Consider the following 19,320-nt stretch of genomic DNA (forward strand, 5'->3'; position numbering starts at 1 on the left):
CAAATCCGTTTCGGTGCCCTCCGCACGGCCTGAGTCCCGTCCGTCCCGTACGCCACTCGTGACCACACCGGTACGACTATTGCGCTCCTCCCCGAAGCGCGCTCGGCGCGCCCCTAGGCTCGACTCACGCTGCGTGATCTTGTCTTTGTGATCTTGTTTCCGTCACGCCGCCCGAGCCCCACCGCCCCACCCAGGAGCGCGATGCCCGACAGCCAGCCGCAGCCACCCGACGGCGCCACTGCGGACACCACCGCTCTGCTGCTCTGCGACGCCCGGCTCACCGACGGCCGCACCGTGGACGTACGGCTCAGCGGCGGACGCATCGAGGCCGTCGGCACGGCGGGCAGCCTCACCCCGTACACCACCCGCGTCGACCTCAGCGGCTACCTGCTGCTGCCCGCACCGGCCGACCCGCACACCCATGGGGACACTGCACTGACCGCCGACTCCCTGGGGCCGGTTTCGTACGCCACCGAGGACGTCCAACGGCGTGCCACCGAGGCCGCGCTGCTTCAGTTGGGACACGGGGCGACCGCGCTGCGCTCGCACGTACGGATCGGGGACGTGCACGCGCTCGGCCCGCTCGAGGCGGTGCTCCAGGCGCGGCGCTCGCTGCGCGGGCTCGCGGATCTGACGGCCGTGGCGGTGCCCCGACTGCTCACGGGAATCGCGGGCGCCGACGGCCTGGCGATGCTGCGGGACGCGGTGAAGATGGGCGCCGGGGTAGTGGGCGGCTGCCCGGACTCGGACCCCGATCCGACCGGGTACGCGGAGGCCGTGCTCGAAGTCGCCGCCGAACACGGCTGCCCCGTCGATCTGCACACCCACGGCGACGACCCGGCCCGGCTCGCCCGGCTCGCGGCGATGGCGGGCGGGCTGCGGCCCGGCGTCGCGATCGGGCCGTGCGCGGGGCTCGCCCGGCTGCCGCGCGATGTGGCGTCGAGGGCGGCCGACCAGCTGGCCGCGGCCGGGGTCACGGTGATCTGCGTGCCCCAGGGTGGCTGCGGTGCCGTCGAGCTGCAGGGCAACGCACCGGTGCGCCTGCTCCGCGCCGCCGGGGTTCGGGTCGCGGCGGGCAGCGGAGCGCTGCGGGACGTCTCGAATCCGGTGGGCCGGGGCGATCCGCTGGAGGCCGCCTATCTGCTGGCCTCGCAGGGCGGGATGGCGGCACGTGAGGCGTACGGGACGGTGGCGGGCGTGGCTCGGCAGGCCATGGGGCTGCCGGAGGTACGGGTGGAGGCAGGCTTCCCGGCCGAGCTGCTTGCGGTGCGCGGCGAGCGGATCTCGGGGGTCCTCTCACTGGCGTACAGCCGGATCGTGATTCACCGCGGCCGGGTGGTGGCGCGGACCAGCGCGGTACGGGAGTACTGCGACTCGGCGGCCGCTGTCGCACTCGAACTGCCCCGCCAGGGGCGGCCGGACACCTGCCCCTGACGTCTCCCATGCCCCTCTGACAGCTGCATTCGACGTCGTAACAACAGGAGTCCCTGAGCAAGCCGGGCGCTTCGGACGTACCGTCGTAGTCATGCGCATCGTCATCGCTGGAGGACACGGTCAGATCGCACGCCGTCTCGAACGGCTGCTGTCGGCGGGCGGGCACGAGGTCGCGGGCATCATCCGCAGACCCGAGCAGGGCGACGACCTGCGTGAAGCCGGTGCCGAACCGGTCCTGCTCGACCTGGAGGCGGCCTCGGCCGAGGAGGTCGCCGCGGTGCTTCAGGGCGCCGGCGCCGCCGTCTTCGCGGCGGGCGCGGGTCCGGGCAGCGGCAAGGCGCGCAAGGACACGGTGGACCTGGGCGCGGCGGTGCTGTTCGCCGATGCGGCCGAACGAGCAGGAGTACGGCGGTACATCGTGGTCTCCTCCATGGGCGCGGACGCCCAGCACGCGGGCGACAGCGAGTTCGACGTGTACCTGCGGGCCAAGGGCGCGGCGGACGAGGACGTACGGTCCAGGCGGCGCCTCGACTGGACGATTCTGCGGCCGGGCTCACTGACGAATGACGCGGGTACCGGTCTCGTACAGCTGAAGGCGTCGACCGGGCGCGGGATGGTGCCGCGTGACGATGTGGCGGCGGTGCTCGCGGAGTTGGTGGAGACAACAGCCACGGCGGGGCTGACGCTGGAGCTGATCAGCGGCTCGGTTCCGGTGACGGTCGCGGTGAAGGACGTCGCCGGAAACTGAGTCAGGTGCGATGTGGTCCGCAGGTCCGTTCTGAATTCATGAGGAACACACGCCAGCGATTCACCCCACGTTGAGGGAGCGCGGAGAACAGCTCTACGCGTTCGTCCGCGGAACCGTACGGATGGAGGCCTTCGCTGCGATCGCCGACCGGCTGCCGGAACTGTACGGCTGGCTGACCAGCCGCGGCGTGGAACTGACCGGAAGCCCCCTTCTTCCGCTTCAACAGCATCGACATGGAAGGGGAGTCGGAGGTCGAGGCAGGTGTACCGGTCGTGTCCATGCCGGAGCCGGAAGGCGACATCGGCATGGCTGTGCTGCCGCCCGGCCGCTATGTGACGGTCGCCCATACCGGTCATCCCCGACCAGCTGTTCGGGGTCGTCACAGCGGTACGGGATTGGGCTGACCGGGAGGGTCTGGAGTGGGACATGACGGTGGTCGACGGCGCTGAGCGGTGGGCCTGCCGCCTGGAGTCGTATCTGACCGACCCCCGCGTCGAGCCGGACCCGTCCAAGGGAGATCGAGCTCGCGTTCCGGCCGGCCGACTGAGGGCGCCGCTGCTCGTTCCGGCGTTCCGGGCTGAGTCCGGCCGTTCCCGCGTCACGGCGGACAGGCAGTTCTTCACCAGTGGGTGAGCCAGAGCGAGACAGTGGCCCCCTGAAGCGGCGCACACGACAACGGCCCCTGATCCGCGTTTCCGCAGATCAGGGGTCGTTTTATCGCGTGGCGGCGCCAGGATTCGAACCTGGGTAGGCTAAGCCGACGGATTTACAGTCCGCTCCCATTGGCCACTCGGGCACACCGCCATGGGATGTCGCCTCGGGAGGGACCGCTGTTGGGCGGTGCTCCGTGGCAACGACGTAAACGATACCCGATGCCCAGGGGTGCTCCACCACCGGATTGATCAGCCCTCCGGGCCGGTGTGGGTGGCTAGGCTTGCGGGTGCGGGCCGGGGTCTTCCGGCCGCGACTCCACGCACCCGATACAAGGAGCCACAGGACATGGCCGACTCCAGTTTCGACATCGTCTCGAAGGTCGAGCGGCAGGAGGTCGACAACGCCCTCAACCAGGCCGCGAAGGAGATCTCCCAGCGCTACGACTTCAAGAACGTCGGAGCTTCGATCGCCTGGTCCGGCGAGAAGATCCTTATGCAGGCCAACTCCGAGGAGCGCGTCGCCGCCATCCTCGATGTCTTCCAGACCAAGCTGGTCAAGCGCGGGATCTCGCTGAAGGCGCTGGACGCGGGCGAGCCCCAGCTGTCCGGCAAGGAGTACAAGATCTTCGCCTCGATCGAGGAGGGCATCTCCCAGGAAAACGCCAAGAAGGTTGCGAAGATCATCCGCGACGAAGGCCCGAAGGGCGTCAAGGCACAGGTCCAGGGCGACGAGCTGCGGGTCAGCTCGAAGAGCCGGGACGACCTGCAGGCCGTGCAGGCGCTGCTGAAGGGGCAGGACTTCGAATTCGCGCTGCAGTTTGTGAACTACCGCTGATCAGGTGGCCTGACCTGCACGGACGCGGCTAGGGCCTGATCGACCGGACAGGGCCTGGGCGGACTTCACAGGGCACAACGGGGGCACTTCACCGAGGACGGCCTCGACCGCCGCCCTCGTTGTGCCCTCCCCATCGGGCCAAGGAGCGGGCGCTCGGGCAACCACGCCGGCGGCGGCCATGGACATCCTGGGTCGGGGGCGGTGCGCAGTCCGGGGCGTGAACTTTAATCACGGCCGCGTACGTCGTGCGAGGAGAGACGATGTGCCGACTTCCTGGGGGCGGCCGCCCTGATGCCCTGAGGGGCTGATCCGAAAGGCATTCCCCTACAGGCGGTACCTGCCGGGCGTGATGTCCGAATACCGCCAGCTTCGGTGGAGCGAGGGCCACAGACTCGTAGGCGTACGGCGCAGGACACGCTGCGAGGAAAGGAACGGGCCATGACCGCCAGGACGGTCTTCACGACCATCGACAGCCCGCTGGGCGAACTTCTGCTCGTGGGCGCGGAGTCCCCCACGGCCAAGGGCGGCACCGCGCTCGCCTCGCTCTCGCTGCCCGGCCAGAAGGGCGCGGCCGTCGTGCGCGACGGCTGGCGGCCCGATCCGGCGGCCTTCGAGGAGATCGGCAGGCAACTCGGCATGTACTTCGAAGGCCGGCTGACCCACTTCGAGATCGAGTACATGAACAGCGGGACGGATTTCCAGCGCCGGGTCTGGCAGGCGCTGGAAGAGATTCCCTATGGGGACACGGCAACGTATGGGCAGATCGCCCAGCAGGTTGGCACTTCGGCCGCCGGGGTACGCGCGGTGGGGACCGCGATCGGGCGCAACCCGCTGCTCGTGGTGCGGCCGTGCCACCGGGTGATCGGGGCGGACGGCACCCTTCGCGGTTACGCGGGCGGACTGGAGCGCAAGCAGCGGCTCCTCGGGATCGAGGGCGTATTCGAGGGTACTCTGCCGGGCACGCTCGAGGGCGTGCCGACACCGTGAGGGGGGCGGCACTGTTCCCCAGGGAGCGGGCGGTGATCGCCCCTGGGGCGGTGCATGTCCCCGAGTGGCTGGCGGTGGACCGGCAGCGGGAGTTGGCGGAGGCCTGCCGGGCTGAGCGGCACGGCAGGGGCCGACGGGTGCCGTGGTGCCGTGGGCGTCAGCGTGAGCGTGAGTGGCCGAACAGGATCCGGTAGACGATCAGTAGCACGAGCGCGCCGCCGATGGCCGCGACCCAAGTGGCTCCGTCGTAGAACTCATTGGTGATGGGCCGATCCAGATACCGGGCGGATATCCAGCCACCGATGAAAGCGCCAGCCACACCGATCAGCGTGGTGCCGATCAGGCCCCCCGGGTCGCGGCCCGGGAGCAGGATCTTGGCTATGGCGCCTGCGAGCAGCCCGAGAATGATCCAGCTGATGATGCCCATGCCGTGAACCTGCCTTTCGTACGGTGTCGCTCTTCAGGACGTCGGGGGGACTGGGCGCGGTTGCGGGGATCAGTAGGGTCGTGGCATGACACCGGAACTGCGGCGGTCCCTGGGAGTCTTCGACGCGGTCGTGATCGGGCTGGGGGCGATGATCGGGGCCGGCATCTTTGCGGCACTCGGTCCCGCCGCCCGGGCCGCCGGGTCGGGGCTGCTGCTGGGGCTGGCTCTGGCGGCCGTGATCGCGTACTGCAATGCCATGTCGTCGGCACGGCTGGCCGCCCGCTATCCGGCTTCCGGCGGGACATATGTGTACGGGCGGGAGCGGCTCGGCGAGTTCTGGGGCTATCTGGCGGGCTGGGCGTTCGTCGTCGGGAAGACCGCTTCGTGCGCGGCGATGGCGTTGACGGTCGGGGCCTACGCCTGGCCGGACCAGGCGCACGCGGTGGCGGTCGCCGCGGTGGTGGCGCTGACTGCCGTGAACTATGGCGGTGTTCAGAAGTCGGCGTGGCTGACGCGGGCGATCGTGGCGGTGGTGCTGGCGGTTCTGGCTGCGGTCGTGGTGGTCTCCCTCGGGTCGGACTCGGCGGACTTCGAACGGCTGAATGTGGGCCCTGACACATGGGAAGGCGGCGTGCTCCAGGCGGCGGGGCTGCTCTTCTTCGCGTTCGCGGGGTACGCCCGGATCGCCACGCTGGGCGAGGAGGTGAAGGATCCCGCTCGTACGATCCCGCGGGCCGTGCCGCTGGCGCTGGGCATCGCGCTGGTGGTCTATGTGTGCGTCGCGGTCTCGGTCCTTTCTGTGCTGGGGGCCGGGGAGTTGGGCAGGGCGACGGCACCGCTGGCCGAAGCCGTGCGAGCTGCGGGCGCCCCGTGGCTCGCGCCCGTGGTGCGGGTGGGGGCCGCGGTGGCGGCGCTCGGATCTTTGCTCTCGCTGATTCTCGGCGTCTCACGGACGACGCTGGCGATGGCCCGGGACGGTCACCTGCCGAGCGCGCTGGCAGCCGTTCACCCCCGTTTCCAGGTGCCGCACCGCGCGGAGCTCGCGGTGGGCGCTGTCGTCGCCGTGGTGGCGGCGACAGCTGATGTGCGCGGGGCGATCGGCTTCTCGTCGTTCGGAGTGCTGGTGTACTACGCAATTGCCAACGCCTCGGCGTGGACGCTGAGTTCCGACTCGGATCGGGATACACCCGTTCGAGTTACGCAGGCACGAGCGACGACGGTGCGGGTGACCGCAGGCCTCGGCCTGGCCGGGTGCCTCGTGCTGGCCTTCGCTCTGCCGGCACTCTCTGTGGCCGCAGGCGCGGCAGTGCTGGCCGTGGGCGTGGTCGTGTACGCGGTACGCCGGAGAGGTTAGCTCCGCCTGCTACGACACGAACGGCTCGTCCGTGCGGACGATCTCCTTGCCGAAAGGCATCAGCGAGACCGGGATCAGCTTGAAGTTGGCGATGCCCAGCGGGATGCCGATGATCGTGATGCACAGAACGATGCCGGTGACGACATGGCCGAGCGCCAGCCACCAGCCAGCGAGGACCAGCCACAGCACATTGCCGACGCAGGACGGCGCTCCGGCGTCATGGCGTTCGACGACGGTGTAGCCGAAGGGCCAGAGCGCGTAGACACCGATACGGAAGGCGGCCAGGCCGAACGGGATACCGATGATCGTGATGCACAGCACGAGTCCCGCAACCAGGTAGCTGAGGAACATCCAGAAGCCGCACAGGACGAGCCAGATGACGTTCAGGATAGTTTTCACGGGCGACGACCTGCCATTTGCTCGAGTCGGGCGATGCGCTCCGCCATGGGCGGGTGTGTCGAGAACATCCTGGAGAGGCCTGGTCCCGGGCGAAACGGATTCGCGATCATCATATGACTGGTGGTCTCGAGGCGCGGCTCGGGCGGCAGCGGCAACTGCTTCGTACCGGCGTCCAATTTGCGCAAAGCGCTCGCGAGGGCAAGCGGATCACCGGTGAGCTGGGCGCCCGAGGCGTCCGCCTCGTATTCCCGCGAACGGCTGACGGCCAGCTGGATCACCGAGGCGGCCAGCGGACCGAGAATCATGACCAGCAGCAGGCCGATGAGGCCCGGGCCCTCGTCGTCGTCCGAGCGGCCTATGGGGATCAGCCAGGCGAAGTTCACCAGGAACATCACCACCGAGGCGAGCGCGCCCGCGACGGAAGAGATGAGGATGTCGCGGTTGTAGACATGGCTCAGCTCGTGGCCGATGACGCCGCGCAGCTCGCGCTCGTCGAGAATCTGCAGAATTCCTTCGGTGCAGCACACCGCGGCGCTGCGTGGGTTCCGTCCGGTGGCGAAGGCGTTGGGTGCCTGGGTCGGCGAGATGTACAGACGGGGCATGGGCTGACGGGCGGCCGTGGAGAGCTCACGGACCAGGCGGTACAGCGCGGGCGCCTCGAATTCGCTGACAGGACGGGCGCGCATGGCCCGCAGTGCCAGCTTGTCGCTGTTCCAGTAGGCGTACGCGTTGGTTCCGAGCGCCACGACGAGTGCGACGATCAGGCCCGTGCGGCCGAAGAAACTGCCGATGACGAGGATGAGAGCGGACAGTCCCCCGAGGAGTACGGCGGTCTTCAGCCCGTTGTGCCGGCGGTGCACGGTACGCCCTCCAAGTGGTGCCCCAGGGGAACCCTTCGCGTGGTGGTGCTCCACTCACCAGTGGACCCTTCTGTACAGGTCAACGCCAGGCGAGGGAGGCTAGTTCCCTTGTGCTGCGGCCCTTGGAGTGGGCCGATCGGGTCTCGCTCAGAACAGGTTGGTCGCCGCGAAGCGGAGCACCAGTTGGGGATAGCCGGAGAGGACGACGCCGACGACGGCGGTGAGGACGATGGCCACGGTGACCGGGGCGGGGGCTCGCCTTCTGGCCGCCGCTGCCGCCTCGGCGCCACCCTCGACACTCTCCACTGCGGCCCCTTCGGGGGCACGGAAGAGGATCGCGGTCCACTGCAGGTAGTAGTAGAGGGCGATCACGACATTGATGGCCATGACGACGGCCAGCCAGCCCAGGCCCGCGTCGACGGCCGAGGAGAAGACGGTCACCTTGGCGAACAGGCCGACGATGCCGGGCGGCAGGCCGGCCAGACAGAGCAGGAAAAAGCCCATGGCGAGGGCGGTGAGCGGGCGGGTGGCGTAGAGCCCGCGGTAGTCGGAGATGCGGTTGAGCGGCCGGGTACGGGCGACGACCGCGGCCACCGCGAAGGCCCCGAGGTTCACGATTCCGTACATCAGGGCGTACGCGACGGTCGCGCCGATCTGGTCGTCGCTGGAGTACGCGGCGGCCGCGATCGGCACCAGGAGATAACCGGCCTGCGCCACGGAGGACCAGGCCAGCAGGCGTACCGCGCTCCACGCGCGCGTGGCCGACTGGCGCAGCGCCGCGACATTGCCCGCGGTCATGGTGAGACCCGCCAGCACAGCCATGGCCGGGCCCCAGACATCCGCGTATCCGGGGAAGCCGATGACGGTCACCAGGATGAGGCCGGAGAAACCAACGGCCTTGCCGACCACGGAGAGATACGCGGCGACGGGCAGCGGGGCGCCGACATAGGTGTCGGGGACCCAGAAGTGGAATGGAACCGCGGCTGTCTTGAAGGCGAAGCCGACAAGGGTCAGCGCGACGCCCGCCTTGGCCAGACTGTCCAGCTGGCCGGGGACCTTGTCGAGTTCGGTGGCGATCTGGGTGAGGTGCAGAGTGCCGGTCGTGGCATACACAAAGCTGACGCCCAGCAGCATTACGGCGGTCGCGGTGACCGAGGAGAGGAAGAACTTCAGGGCCGCTTCGCTGGACAGCCGGTCGCCTCGCCTGAGGCCGACGAGCGCGAAGGCCGGCAGCGATGCGACCTCGAGGGCGACGACCAGGGTGGCCAGGTCGCGCGAGGCGGGCAGCAGAGCAGCACCGGCCGCCGAGGAGAGCAGCAGGAACCAGAACTCCCCCGCGGGCAGCTTCTTGCGGGTGTCATGAAGCGAGAGCAGGGCGGTGAGCAGGGCGCCGCCGAGCACAAGGAGCTGGATCACCAGAGTGAAGCGGTCGGCGGTGTAGCTGCACGCGTCGGCATCGGTCGTGAGGCAGAACGTCGCGCGGTTGCCCTTGCGCAGCGGCACGAGGGTGATCAGCGCGGCGGCAAGACCGGCGATCGAGACGGCCCCGAGCAGCGGCTTGCGCTTCTCGGACACGAACAGGTCGGCGACCAGGACGATCATGGCCACTGTCGCCGTGATGGTGGGCGGCGCGATCGTGAGCCAGTCGACGGACTGGACGAGGCTGGTGACGCTTTCGGCTGCCACGGTCACGACTTGCCTCCTGCGAGGAGCTTCTGCACGGCCGGATCGGTGAGGCCGAGGAGGACGGCCGGCCACAGTCCGGCAAGGACGGTGAGGGCCACGAGCGGGGACCAGGCGGCGAATTCGTAGCTCTGGACATCGGCGAGCGGCATCCCGAACCGCTCCTCCTGCCCCGTCTGCCCCTCAGGTCGCAGCGCGCCCATGCAGACGCGGCGTACGACGACGAGGAGGTACGCCGCGGTGAGCAGGGTGCCGAAGCCGGCGATCGCCATGAACGTGAGGAAGGCGGCACGGTTCAGCCCCTCGGCGGGATCGAACGCGCCGAACAGCGCCAGCATTTCACCCCAGAACCCTGCGAGGCCGGGCAGGCCGAGCGAGGCGACGGCGGCGAAGGCGAGGAGGCCGCCGAGGCGCGGGGCCCGGCCGTAGAGGGCCGCCCCGGTGGCACCGGAAAGAGTGTCGAGGTCGGCGGTGCCGTAGCGGTCCTTCAGGGCGCCGACCAGGAAGAAGAGCAGGCCGGTGATCAGGCCGTGCGCGATGTTGGCGAAGAGCGCACCGTTGACACCGGTGGGGGTCATCGTCGCGATGCCCAGGAGCACGAAGCCCATGTGCCCGACGGAGGAGTACGCGATCAGGCGCTTGAGGTCGCCGCCCGCGCCCTGCCTGGCGAGGGCGAGGCAGGCGAGGGATCCGTAGATGATGCCGGCGACGGCGAAGGCGGCGAGATACGGCGCGAAGGTCTGCATGCCGTCGGGCGCAATCGGCAGCACGATGCGGACAAACCCGTACGTACCCATCTTCAGCAGGACGCCGGCGAGGAGGACGGAGCCGACGGTCGGTGCGGCGGTGTGCGCGTCCGGCAACCAGCTGTGCAACGGCCACATCGGGGTCTTCACGGCCAGCCCGATCCCGATCGCCAAAACTGCGATGACCTGCGTGGATGCGGTCAGTCCACGGCCGTTGTCAGTGGCGAGTGCCACCATGTCGAATGTGCCGGTCTTCAGCCCGATCAGCAGCAGGCCGAGCAGCATGACCACAGAGCCGAGCAGCGTGTAGAGGATGAACCTCCAGGCGGCGGACTGCCGCTCCTCGCCGCCCCAGCGGGCGATGAGGAAGTACATCGGGATGAGCACCATCTCGAAGGCCAGGAAGAAGAGCAGCAGGTCGAGGACGGCGAAGGTCGCGAGAGTCCCGGATTCCAGGACGAGCAGCAGTGCGACGAAGCCCTTCGGGGACGGGCCCGCAGGCATCTTGAAGTAGCTGTACAGCGCGCACAGGAAGGTCAGCAGCGCCGTAAGGACCAGAAGGGGGAGGGAAATGCCGTCGACGCCGAGGTGGATCCGCACATCGAGTGCCGGGATCCAGTTGATGTCGGTCGTGGCCTGCATCTTCGACGGGTGGTCGTGGTCGAAGCCGATGGCGAGCACGATCGCCGCGGCGAGGATCGCGCCGGTGATGGTCACGCCGTGGCGCAGGACAGCCTGGTCCGGGCTCTTCAGCCCGGGCGGGGCGGGCAGGAGTGCGGCCCCGGCCCCGATGAGCGGGCCGACGACGATGAACGCGAGAAGGAACTGCATCACGGACTCGCTGATATCGATCACGGCTCACGATCCCGCGTTGACGTTGGAAAGGACGACGGCGGCGATCGCCAGGACGACGGAGCCGGCCAGCAGCGCGCTCAGGTAGGTCTGCACATTGCCGGTCTGGGCTCGTCGGACGGCGGCACCCAGCCAGCGGGCTCCCGTGCCCGATCCGCGTACGTACGTCTCGACGACCTCGCGGTCCAGGAAACTGACCAGCTGGGCGGCGGCCCGAACCGGGCGTACGAACAGGGCGGAGTAGCCCGCGTCGACGTGGAAACCGGCGGCGGCGTGGCGGTGCAGCGGGCCGAGCAGGAGACGGCCGGGGTCCGACGGGTCGGGGGCTGCCGCGATGTCGCCGTACGCGGGGGCGTGGGTCGCGATGGCCTCGGCCTCGGTGACCGACGGCGGCGCCTCCGGGTGGGCGGCGACGGCGCCCATCGGCCCCCCGGCGAGAGCTGCTCCCGCGCGAAACTGCAGGGCGCGCCAGGTGCCGTAGGTGATGAGTCCGCCGACGAGCGCTACACCCGTGCCGAGGACGGCGGTGGTTACGGTCGGGGTGAGGCTCTGGCCGTCGAACCAGTCGTCGAGATAACCCACGGTCAGGCCGATGCCGAGGGAGGGGATGGCGAGCGCCCAGAGAACGGCGTTCATGGCGAGCGGCTCGCGGCCGTGGTCCGGGGCCTCGGCCCCGCGCCCGCGGAAGGCGAGCAGCCACATGCGCATCGCGTACGCGGCGGTGAGAAGGGCGGTGATCAGGCCGGAGACCAGTACCGTCCAGCCCGCGGCGACGGGGGCGATGTCGGTTTCGCCGAGTGCCGTGTGCTCAGCGGCGACCAGGATGGCTTCCTTGGAGAAGAAGCCCGCGAAGGGAGGGATGGCGGCGAGCGCGAGCAGCGCGACGGTCATCGTCCAGTACGCGTCAGGGATGCGCTTGGCAAGGCCGCTCATCCGGGACATGGCGGCCAGCGAGTTGGTGCCCGCGGCATGGATGATCACGCCCGCGGCGAGGAAGAGGAGCGCCTTGAACGCACCGTGCGCGAGGAGATGGAAGACGGCGGCGCCACGGTTGCCGACGGCCAGCGCGCCCGACATATAACCGAGCTGGCCGATGGTCGAGTAGGCGAGGACACGCTTGATGTCGTCCTGGGCGAGGGCGGCGAGGCCCGAGCCGACCATCGTGACGGCGGCCATGACGGCGAGGACGATGAGCGCTGCCGCGGAGGTTGCGAAGACGGGAAGGAGCCGGGCCACGAAATAGACACCGGCGGCGACCATCGTCGCCGCGTGGATCAGCGCGGAGACGGGGGTGGGGCCCGCCATCGCGTCGGGAAGCCAGGTGTGCAGCGGAAACTGCGCCGACTTGCCCGCCACACCCGCAAGCAGCAGCAGGGCAATCAACGTCGGGTGATCGATTCCGCCCGCCGCGACGGACCCGAGGATTCCGGTGATCTGGAAGGTCCCGGCGTCGATGGCGAGCGCGAACAGACCGAAGAGGAAGGGGACATCGCCGAGCTTGGTGACCAGGAAGGCCTTGAGGGAGGCGGCGCGCGCCTCGGGCGTCTCCCAGTAGTGGCCGACAAGGAAGTACGAGCAGATGCCCATGATCTCCCAGCCGACCATGAGCACCATCAGGTCGCCGGAGTAGACGACGAGCAGCATCGCGGAGGTGAAGAGGGAGACGAGAGCCGCGTACGAGGGGTAGCGCGGGTCGTTGCGCAGATAACCCGTGGAGTAGATCTGCACGCACGACGCGACGACGCCGACCAGGACGGCGACGAGGACCGCGAAGCCGTCGAGGTACAGGGCGAGGTCGATGGGGACCGACCCGGTGGGTGTCAGCTCGGTCGAGGCGACGATCGGCTTGCCCCCGCCCTGGCGGACGGCGACGAGGACGGCGATGGCGGCCGCGGCGAGGGTCGGCAGGACGGCCAGGGGCCGAACGAAACCGGGGGCGGTGCGGCCGAGGAGCAGTCCGGCAGCGGCGCCCAGAAAAGGAAGGAGGGGGACGAGGACGGCGAGGGTCGTGGTGGTCACGCGGGGGCCTCGGCCTTCTGCGCCCGGGCGGCTGCCTCGGCGTCAGGTTCGTGGGGCTCGCCGTCGGGGCCCTCGGCGGTGTCGCGAAGCCTGTCGACGTCCGAGCTTCCGCTGTTGCGGTAGACCATCAGGACGATCGCCAGGCCGATGCCGATCTCCGCGGCGGCGATGGCGATGGTGAACAGGGTGAGCGCCTGGCCTGCGTGCAGGGTGTCGCGCATCCAGACGTCGAAGGCAACGAGGTTGAGGTTGACCGCGTTGAGCATCAGCTCGACGGACATGAGGACCAGGATCGCGTTGCGGCGTGCGAGCACTCCGTACAGCCCGACGCAGAAAAGGAGGACGGCGAGGACGGCGGGATAGGCGAGGTGCATCAGCTCTTCCCCTCGGGAGCCTTGGCACCCTTGGCGTTCTGGGAAGCCTTGGGGTCCTTGCGGGACAGGACGATCGCCCCGACGAGGGCGGCGAGCAGGAGGACCGAGAGCGCCTCGAACGGCAGCACCCAGTGCCGGAAGAGGATCTCACCGGACACCTGGGTGGAGCCCTGGGAGGGTCCGTCGAGATCGATCCAGGTCGTGCGGAACGCGTCCACGACCACCCACACCAGGGCGCCCGCGGCGGCGAGCGCCACTGCGAGTGCGACCCAGCCGTTGCGGGAGTCGGCGTCCGGGGAGCGGCCGATGGGGGCCTTGGTGAGCATCAGCCCGAAGAGGAGGAGGACGACCACGGAACCGACGTAGATCAGGACCTGCACCCAGGCGATGAACTCTGCCGTCAGCAGCAGATATTCGACGGCGAGGCCGCCGAGGGCAACGACCAGCCAGAGGGCGGCGTGCACCAGCTGCTTGGTCGTGACCGTTATGGCAGCCGCGCCCAGGGTGACGAGACCTACGAGCAGAAAGGCGATCTCGACGCCGGTCGGGGAGAGGAAGCCGTGCACTTGGGCTGCGGCGAGCATCATGCGGTGCCTCCCTCGTCCGCGGGCGGTTCGGCCTGGGCCGCCGCGAGCTTCTCGACTGCCTTGTGTGCCGCGGCGATCTCTTTGGGCTCCTCGGCGCCCGGGTCGAGCGCGGGCGGCGCGGGCACCGTCCACATCCACTCGCGGAGCTTGTCCCGCTCATGGGTGAGTTCGCGGATGTCCGTCTCCGCGTACTCGAACTCCGGTGACCAGAACAGCGCGTCGAAAGGGCATACCTCGATGCAGATACCGCAGTACATACAGAGCGAGAAGTCGATGGCGAACCGGTCGAGGACGTTGCGGCTGCGCTCGCGGCCGCCGGGGGCGGCAGCGGGCATCGTCTCCTTGTGGGAGTCGATGTAAATGCACCAGTCGGGGCACTCACGGGCGCAGAGCATGCAGACCGTGCAGTTCTCCTCGAACAGGCCGATCACGCCTCGGCTGCGGGGCGGGAGTTCGGGCTGGGCGTCCGGGTACTGCTGAGTGACGGTCTTCTTCGTCATCGTCCGCAGGGTGACGGCGAGGCCCTTCGCGAGGCCGGATCCGGGGATCGGAGGCATTACTGCATCACCACCTTCACGATGCCGGTGAGGGCGATCTGGGCGAGGGCGAGCGGGATGAGCGTGGTCCAGGCGAGTTTCTGCAACTGGTCCTCGCGCATCCGTGGATAGCTCACGCGCAGCCAGATGACGACAAAGGCCAGCACGGCCGTCTTGAGCAGGGTCCAGACCCAGCCGAGACCCTCTGCACCGAACGGACCGTGCCAGCCGCCCAGGAAGAGGACGGTGGTCAGACCGCACAGGACGACGATCCCCGCGTACTCGGCGAGGAGGAACAGCGCAAAACGCAGGCCGGTGTACTCGGTGTACGCACCGAAGATGATCTCGGAGTCGGCGACCGGCATGTCGAAGGGCGGGCGCTGGAGTTCGGCGAGGCCCGCGGTGAAGAAGACCAGGGCGCCCACGATCTGCCAGGGCAGCCACCACCACTCGAAGGCGTTCAGGATGCCGGGCAGCGAGACCGTGCCGGCCGCCATGGCGACGGAGGCGGCGGCCAGCAGCATCGGCAGTTCGTACGCCAGCAGCTGCGCGGCGGTGCGCAGTCCGCCCAGGAGGGAGAACTTATTGGCCGATGCCCAGCCCGCCATGAGCGAGCCCAGGACCCCGACGCCCATCACGGCGAGTACGAAGAAGATGCCCGCGTCGACGACCTGGCCGACCGCGCCCTCGCTCGGGCCGATCGGGATCGCGACCAGCACGAGGAGGTACGGGAGAAGGGCGACGGCGGGCGCGAGCTGGAAGATGCGGCGATCGGCACCGGCCGGGACCACGTCCTCCTTCTGCGCGAACTTCACGCCGTCCGCGACGAGCTGGGCCCAGCCGTGGAAGCCACCCGCGTACATGGGGCCGAGGCGGCCCTGCATATGGGCCATCACCTTGTGCTCGGTCTGCCCGATGACGAGGGGCAGGACAAGGAATACGGCGAGGATGACGACCAGCCGGAGGGCGACGTCGAGAGCGTCGTTCACGCGTCTCCTCCGGGGCGTTCGGCCGAGTCGGCCGAGTCGGCCGGGGCTTCGTCGGCCTCGGGCCGCTCGGTGTCGGGGGTTGGTTCGGACAGGGCCGGCTCGTCGGCGGAAGCGGCCTGCGGCGCGGGGGCCGAGGGCTCCTCGGCGACGGTCTGCTCCCGTCCCGGGGCCGCTTCGGTACCGGCCGCCGGGGAAGGCTGCTCCGGCTCCGGACCGGGCTCCGGCTTCCGCTCCGGCTCCGGCCCGGGCTCCGGCTTCGCCTCCGGCGCGGGCGTCGGGCGGCCCTCCGTCGGTCCGGGCTCAGCCGGGGCCGACTCGTCGAAGGCCGGGCGCGCGTGGTGCCAGGGAGCGTCCGGGGTGCCTGGGCGGGCTGCGGCGGGTGGCTGTTGGGAGGCCGAGCCCTCGGAAGCGGTGCGTGCGCGGCGCGGCGGGTTGGCCGGAGCCTCGGTGGCCTCGGTGGCCCCCGTCGCCTCAGGCGCAGCCGCGGCCTGCGACACCGAGCCTTCCGAAGCGCTGCGGGCGCGGCGGGGCGGGCGTTCGACCGGTGCGACCGGTGCGGCCTCCTGCGAGGCCGAGCCCTCGGCGACGCTGCGGGCGCGGCGGGGCGGGCGTTCGCCGGCCGCGGCGGGCCCTCCGGCCGTGCGGGCCGCCCTCGCGGGGCGGGCCGGGGCAGGGGGAAGCTGTCCCTTGAGGGGCCCCCATTCGTTCGGGTCCGGGACGCCTGGCGGCAGCATCTGGCGGCGCTTGGGGCCTCCGTGCTCCGACTCCCCCGGCTCCTTCGCGCCCGGCCACGCCTTCGCGACCCGGGCCGCCAGTACGAAGTCCTTGCGCAGCGGGTGCCCCTCGAAGCCCTCCGGGAGGAGCAGCGGGACAAGGTGCGGGTGATCGGTGAACGTGACGCCGAACATCTCGTACGTCTCACGCTCGTGCCAGGCGGCGCCCGCGTAGATCCCGACCGCGGAGGGGAGGGAGGGAGCGGTGTGCGGAACGGTCGTGCGGACCAGCAGGCGACGGACCGTGCCGCCGCCCAGGGCGACGACATGGGCGCAGACCCGGAAGCCCGTGCCCGGTTCGTCGACCGCGCTCAGCCAGTCGAAATACGTGCAGCCCAGCCTGTCGCGGGCGATCTCCAGCGCGGCGGTCCAGGAGCCGGCGGGAACATCGACCGTGAGCAGGTCGTAGGTCCGCTCGGCCGTGGCTTCCTCGCCGAAGATCTCCGTAACGGCCTCGGGCAGTCGGTCGTAGACGCTCACCGGTCACCTCCCGGCACCGGCGGCGGGGTGACCAGACCGCTGCGCAGCTGATCGACGGACGCCTGCCCGACACCGTGTCCGTACCGTTCGCCGAGCGACTCGCGCGCGATCTTCTCCTGGAGCTTCAAGATGCCCTGGAGCAGCGCCTCGGGCCGGGGCGGGCAGCCGGGCACATAGACATCGACGGGGATGATCTGGTCGACGCCCTTGGTCACGGAGTACGAATCCCAGTACGGGCCACCGCAGTTGGAGCAGGCCCCGAAGGAGATCACGTACTTGGGCTCGGGCATCTGCTCGTACAAACGCTTGACCGCCGGCGCCATCTTGTCCGTCACCGTGCCCGAGACGACCATCAGGTCGGCCTGGCGCGGGCCGGGCGCGAAGGGGATCACACCGAGCCGGATGAAGTCGTGGCGCGCCATCGAGGCCGCGATGAACTCGATCGCGCAGCAGGCGAGCCCGAAGTTGAAGACCCAGAGGCTGTAGCGGCGCCCCCAGTTGAGGACCACCTTCATGGGCTCCGGGGCCAGGCGCGACAGCACGCCCAGGCGTTTCGGCTCCGGCAGGAGCACGGGCTGGGCCTCGGGCCGGGTCACGTCCATGCCAGGACGCCCTTCTTCCATGCGTAGAGCAGTCCCACGGCCAGGAAGCCGAGGAAGATGAACATCTCCACGAGTGTCGTCGCGCCGTATCCCGCGGCGGCGAAGACCGTGGCCCACGGGAAGAGGAAGATCGAGTCGACGGCGAAGATGACGTACAGAAACGCGTACACGTAGTAGCGGACCTGGGTGTGCGCCCAGCCCTCACCGACGGGGTCGACGCCGCACTCGTAAGTCAGCATCTTCTCCCGCGTGGGCACCACGGGCCGCAGCAGCCGGCCCGCCCCGAAGGCCACGCCCACGAACAGCACGCCGATCAACGCGAGCAGTCCGACAACCGAATAGCTCTCGAAATAGTCCGCCGCGAGCACGGCCACGGTCGGTTCCGGCACGTCTGCCCCTCGCTCCCTAGAACCTCGTTGGCGATCTGTTCGATCTGTTCGACGATCTATCTCTACGCACGGGAGTCTAGGCCCTGCTAAAGGGACCGTAAGCAGTCGAGTCGCACATCAGGTGGGGTTATCCCTACTACACCCCACCCAGGAGCCCCATGGCGTGCGGCGACCGGGCCCGGCAGGCTGGGCGCCATGACCGCGAGTATCACCGCACCCCACGACGACCGGCCACCGGCCGCGCGCTTCGCCTTCGACCGCCACACCTGGAAGGAGATCGCCCATCTCCTCGCCAATCTGCCCGCCGCGCTGATCGGCTTTGTGTACGTGGCAGTCATGATCTCCACCGGTGCGGGGCTGTCGGTGACCGTGATCGGTCTGCCGCTTCTCGCCCTCGGGCTCGGGGGTGCGCGGCTGCTCGGCCGGTCGGAACGGGGCAGGGCGCGGGCACTGCTCGGCGTACGGATCGACGAGCCGAGCCCCCTGCACGGCCCGCACCGCCGCGACGGGCTGTTCCCCTGGCTGTGGGCGGGCCTCAAGGACCCGGTGGCCTGGCGGTCGGTGCTGTACTCCTTCATACGGCTGCCGTGGGGAGTACTGACCTTCAGCGTGACGCTGGTGAGCCTGTTCGTGCTCTGGCCCGTACTCCCCTTCATCGCGCGCGGGCTGACCAACGCGGACCGGGCGATGGTGCGTGGGCTGCTCTCCCCCTCCGACGAACTGGAGCGGCGCATCGCGGAGCTGGAGTCGGACCGGGGGGTCGTCGTCGACACGGCGGCCGCCGATCTGCGGCGTATCGAGCGCGACCTGCACGACGGGGCGCAGGCGCGGCTCGTCGCCCTGGCGATGGGGCTCGGCCTCGCGAAGGAGAAGCTGCTGGAGGACCCCGACTCGGCGGCGGCGATGGTGGACGAGGCGCACGGGGAAGTGAAGCTCGCGCTGCAGGAGCTGCGTGATCTGGCGCGCGGGATCCATCCCGCCGTACTGACCGACCGCGGGCTCGACGCGGCGCTCTCCTCCGTCGCCTCCCGCTGCACGGCGCCCGTCAAGGTGACCGTCGACCTGGCGGAACGGCCCGCCGCGGCGATCGAGGGCATCGCCTACTTCACGGTCTCGGAGCTCCTGCAGAACGTCAGCAAGCACGCGCAGGCGAAGAACGTCGCTGTGGACGTGTGGCGGGCGAAGGACCGGCTGCTGATCCAGGTCACCGACGACGGGCGCGGGGGCGCGCGGCTGGACGGCGGCACGGGCATGTCCGGCCTGGCGGAGAGGCTGGGGGCGGTGGACGGGCTGTTCGTGCTGGACTCGCCGGTGGGGGGGCCGACGGTGGTGACGGCGGAGCTCCCGTGGAGGAGGCGGGCGGAGGGCTGAGGCGGGGGTGCCCCTGCCCTGAACTGGGGCTGCGCCCCCACCCCCGCTTGCGGCAGCATCGCGCCGCCGGGCGGGACGCACCCACGTTTCCGGCGTCCGTGGTGCGCGTGGGCCAGGGGGCGTTGGTCGTTGCTGCCCGGTGGATGGTTTCGCTGGCGGCCCCCACGGTGGGGAAAACCCCCCGCCCAACACGGTGTCCCTCCTCATGGCGCCCCCCGATCC

General features: G+C 70.0%; 20 protein-coding genes, 1 tRNA gene and 1 pseudogene. 8 read left to right on the forward strand and 14 right to left on the reverse strand.

Annotated features, from left to right (window positions below; translation table 11 throughout):
- Positions 1-201 precede the first annotated feature (201 nt).
- The 3 genes from FBY35_RS14710 to FBY35_RS37110 all read left to right on the forward strand — a co-directional run bounded on the left by FBY35_RS14710 (position 202) and on the right by FBY35_RS37110 (position 2,815).
- Positions 202-1,434 carry an amidohydrolase family protein gene (locus tag FBY35_RS14710; RefSeq protein ID WP_142214231.1) on the forward strand — a complete coding sequence of 411 codons (1,233 nt, stop codon included), beginning with the start codon at positions 202-204 and terminating at the stop codon, positions 1,432-1,434.
- 91 nt (positions 1,435-1,525) lie between these two features.
- On the forward strand, positions 1,526-2,182 hold the full coding sequence (locus FBY35_RS14715) for an NAD(P)H-binding protein (protein WP_142214232.1): 657 nt from the start codon (positions 1,526-1,528) through the stop codon (positions 2,180-2,182).
- 426 nt (positions 2,183-2,608) lie between these two features.
- A complete protein-coding gene (locus tag FBY35_RS37110) occupies positions 2,609-2,815 on the forward strand; it encodes a hypothetical protein (RefSeq protein ID WP_260848617.1) in 207 nt (68 codons plus the stop codon).
- A gap of 89 nt (positions 2,816-2,904) precedes the next feature.
- Here the strand turns inward: FBY35_RS37110 and FBY35_RS14725 are convergent.
- Positions 2,905-2,986 (reverse strand) — tRNA-Tyr (locus FBY35_RS14725).
- Between the two features lie 195 nt (positions 2,987-3,181).
- Here FBY35_RS14725 and FBY35_RS14730 point away from each other — a divergent pair.
- The 3 genes and pseudogenes from FBY35_RS14730 to FBY35_RS37115 form a co-directional block, all read left to right on the forward strand.
- Entirely contained in the window at positions 3,182-3,670 is a 489-nt protein-coding gene (locus tag FBY35_RS14730; protein ID WP_142214233.1) for a YajQ family cyclic di-GMP-binding protein, read from the forward strand.
- A gap of 438 nt (positions 3,671-4,108) precedes the next feature.
- Entirely contained in the window at positions 4,109-4,657 is a 549-nt protein-coding gene (locus tag FBY35_RS14740) for a methylated-DNA--[protein]-cysteine S-methyltransferase (protein WP_142214235.1), read from the forward strand.
- Positions 4,654-4,782: pseudogene (locus tag FBY35_RS37115) on the forward strand (alpha-ketoglutarate-dependent dioxygenase AlkB); the annotation flags it as partial. The gene FBY35_RS14740 and the pseudogene FBY35_RS37115, both read left to right, overlap by 4 nt.
- Positions 4,783-4,814: 32 nt before the next feature.
- Here the strand turns inward: FBY35_RS37115 and FBY35_RS14750 are convergent.
- On the reverse strand, positions 4,815-5,084 hold the full coding sequence (locus tag FBY35_RS14750) for a GlsB/YeaQ/YmgE family stress response membrane protein (RefSeq protein ID WP_142214236.1): 270 nt from the start codon (positions 5,082-5,084) through the stop codon (positions 4,815-4,817).
- Positions 5,085-5,169: 85 nt separating this feature from the next.
- Here FBY35_RS14750 and FBY35_RS14755 point away from each other — a divergent pair, with 85 nt between their 5' ends.
- The gene (locus FBY35_RS14755; RefSeq protein ID WP_142214237.1) at positions 5,170-6,438 is read left to right on the forward strand and encodes an APC family permease; all 1,269 of its coding nucleotides are present in this window, start codon (positions 5,170-5,172) and stop codon (positions 6,436-6,438) included.
- A 9-nt stretch (positions 6,439-6,447) separates the two neighbouring features.
- Here the strand turns inward: FBY35_RS14755 and FBY35_RS14760 are convergent, their stop codons facing one another.
- The 12 genes from FBY35_RS14760 to FBY35_RS14815 form a co-directional block, all read right to left on the reverse strand.
- Positions 6,448-6,837 carry a YccF domain-containing protein gene (locus tag FBY35_RS14760; protein ID WP_142214238.1) on the reverse strand — a complete coding sequence of 130 codons (390 nt, stop codon included), beginning with the start codon at positions 6,835-6,837 and terminating at the stop codon, positions 6,448-6,450.
- Positions 6,834-7,697: a zinc metalloprotease HtpX gene (htpX, locus tag FBY35_RS14765; RefSeq protein WP_142214239.1), complete on the reverse strand. Its 864-nt coding sequence runs from the start codon at positions 7,695-7,697 to the stop codon at positions 6,834-6,836. The genes FBY35_RS14760 and htpX overlap by 4 nt, the downstream gene beginning before the upstream one ends.
- A 147-nt stretch (positions 7,698-7,844) precedes the next feature.
- Positions 7,845-9,389, reverse strand: a complete 1,545-nt coding sequence (locus FBY35_RS14770; protein WP_142214240.1) for an NADH-quinone oxidoreductase subunit N — start codon at positions 9,387-9,389, stop codon at positions 7,845-7,847.
- Positions 9,386-10,957: an NADH-quinone oxidoreductase subunit M gene (locus tag FBY35_RS14775; protein ID WP_142215076.1), complete on the reverse strand. Its 1,572-nt coding sequence runs from the start codon at positions 10,955-10,957 to the stop codon at positions 9,386-9,388. The genes FBY35_RS14770 and FBY35_RS14775 overlap by 4 nt, the downstream gene beginning before the upstream one ends.
- 27 nt (positions 10,958-10,984) lie before the next feature.
- The gene (locus FBY35_RS14780; RefSeq protein WP_142214241.1) at positions 10,985-12,997 is read right to left on the reverse strand and encodes an NADH-quinone oxidoreductase subunit L; all 2,013 of its coding nucleotides are present in this window, start codon (positions 12,995-12,997) and stop codon (positions 10,985-10,987) included.
- Positions 12,994-13,371: an NADH-quinone oxidoreductase subunit NuoK gene (gene nuoK, locus FBY35_RS14785; RefSeq protein WP_142214242.1), complete on the reverse strand. Its 378-nt coding sequence runs from the start codon at positions 13,369-13,371 to the stop codon at positions 12,994-12,996. Before nuoK ends, FBY35_RS14780 begins: the two co-directional genes overlap by 4 nt.
- A complete protein-coding gene (locus FBY35_RS14790; protein ID WP_142214243.1) occupies positions 13,371-13,958 on the reverse strand; it encodes an NADH-quinone oxidoreductase subunit J in 588 nt (195 codons plus the stop codon). Before FBY35_RS14790 ends, nuoK begins: the two co-directional genes overlap by 1 nt.
- Positions 13,955-14,515 (reverse strand): NADH-quinone oxidoreductase subunit I, encoded by a 561-nt coding sequence (locus FBY35_RS14795; RefSeq protein WP_142214244.1) that lies wholly within the window; start codon positions 14,513-14,515, stop codon positions 13,955-13,957. The genes FBY35_RS14790 and FBY35_RS14795 overlap by 4 nt, the downstream gene beginning before the upstream one ends.
- A complete protein-coding gene (locus FBY35_RS14800; RefSeq protein ID WP_142214245.1) occupies positions 14,515-15,483 on the reverse strand; it encodes a complex I subunit 1 family protein in 969 nt (322 codons plus the stop codon). The genes FBY35_RS14795 and FBY35_RS14800 overlap by 1 nt, the downstream gene beginning before the upstream one ends.
- Positions 15,480-16,736, reverse strand: a complete 1,257-nt coding sequence (locus FBY35_RS14805) for an NADH-quinone oxidoreductase subunit C (RefSeq protein ID WP_142214246.1) — start codon at positions 16,734-16,736, stop codon at positions 15,480-15,482. The genes FBY35_RS14800 and FBY35_RS14805 overlap by 4 nt, the downstream gene beginning before the upstream one ends.
- A complete protein-coding gene (locus tag FBY35_RS14810; protein WP_186356935.1) occupies positions 16,733-17,338 on the reverse strand; it encodes an NADH-quinone oxidoreductase subunit B in 606 nt (201 codons plus the stop codon). Before FBY35_RS14810 ends, FBY35_RS14805 begins: the two co-directional genes overlap by 4 nt.
- Positions 17,329-17,727 (reverse strand): NADH-quinone oxidoreductase subunit A, encoded by a 399-nt coding sequence (locus FBY35_RS14815; protein ID WP_142214248.1) that lies wholly within the window; start codon positions 17,725-17,727, stop codon positions 17,329-17,331. The genes FBY35_RS14810 and FBY35_RS14815 overlap by 10 nt, the downstream gene beginning before the upstream one ends.
- Before the next feature lie 195 nt (positions 17,728-17,922).
- Here FBY35_RS14815 and FBY35_RS14820 point away from each other — a divergent pair, with 195 nt between their 5' ends.
- Positions 17,923-19,098, forward strand: a complete 1,176-nt coding sequence (locus FBY35_RS14820) for a sensor histidine kinase (RefSeq protein ID WP_142214249.1) — start codon at positions 17,923-17,925, stop codon at positions 19,096-19,098.
- Positions 19,099-19,320 lie beyond the last annotated feature (222 nt).

Origin of the sequence: Streptomyces sp. SLBN-118, assembly GCF_006715635.1 — a bacterium.
Lineage (GTDB): Bacteria > Actinomycetota > Actinomycetes > Streptomycetales > Streptomycetaceae > Streptomyces.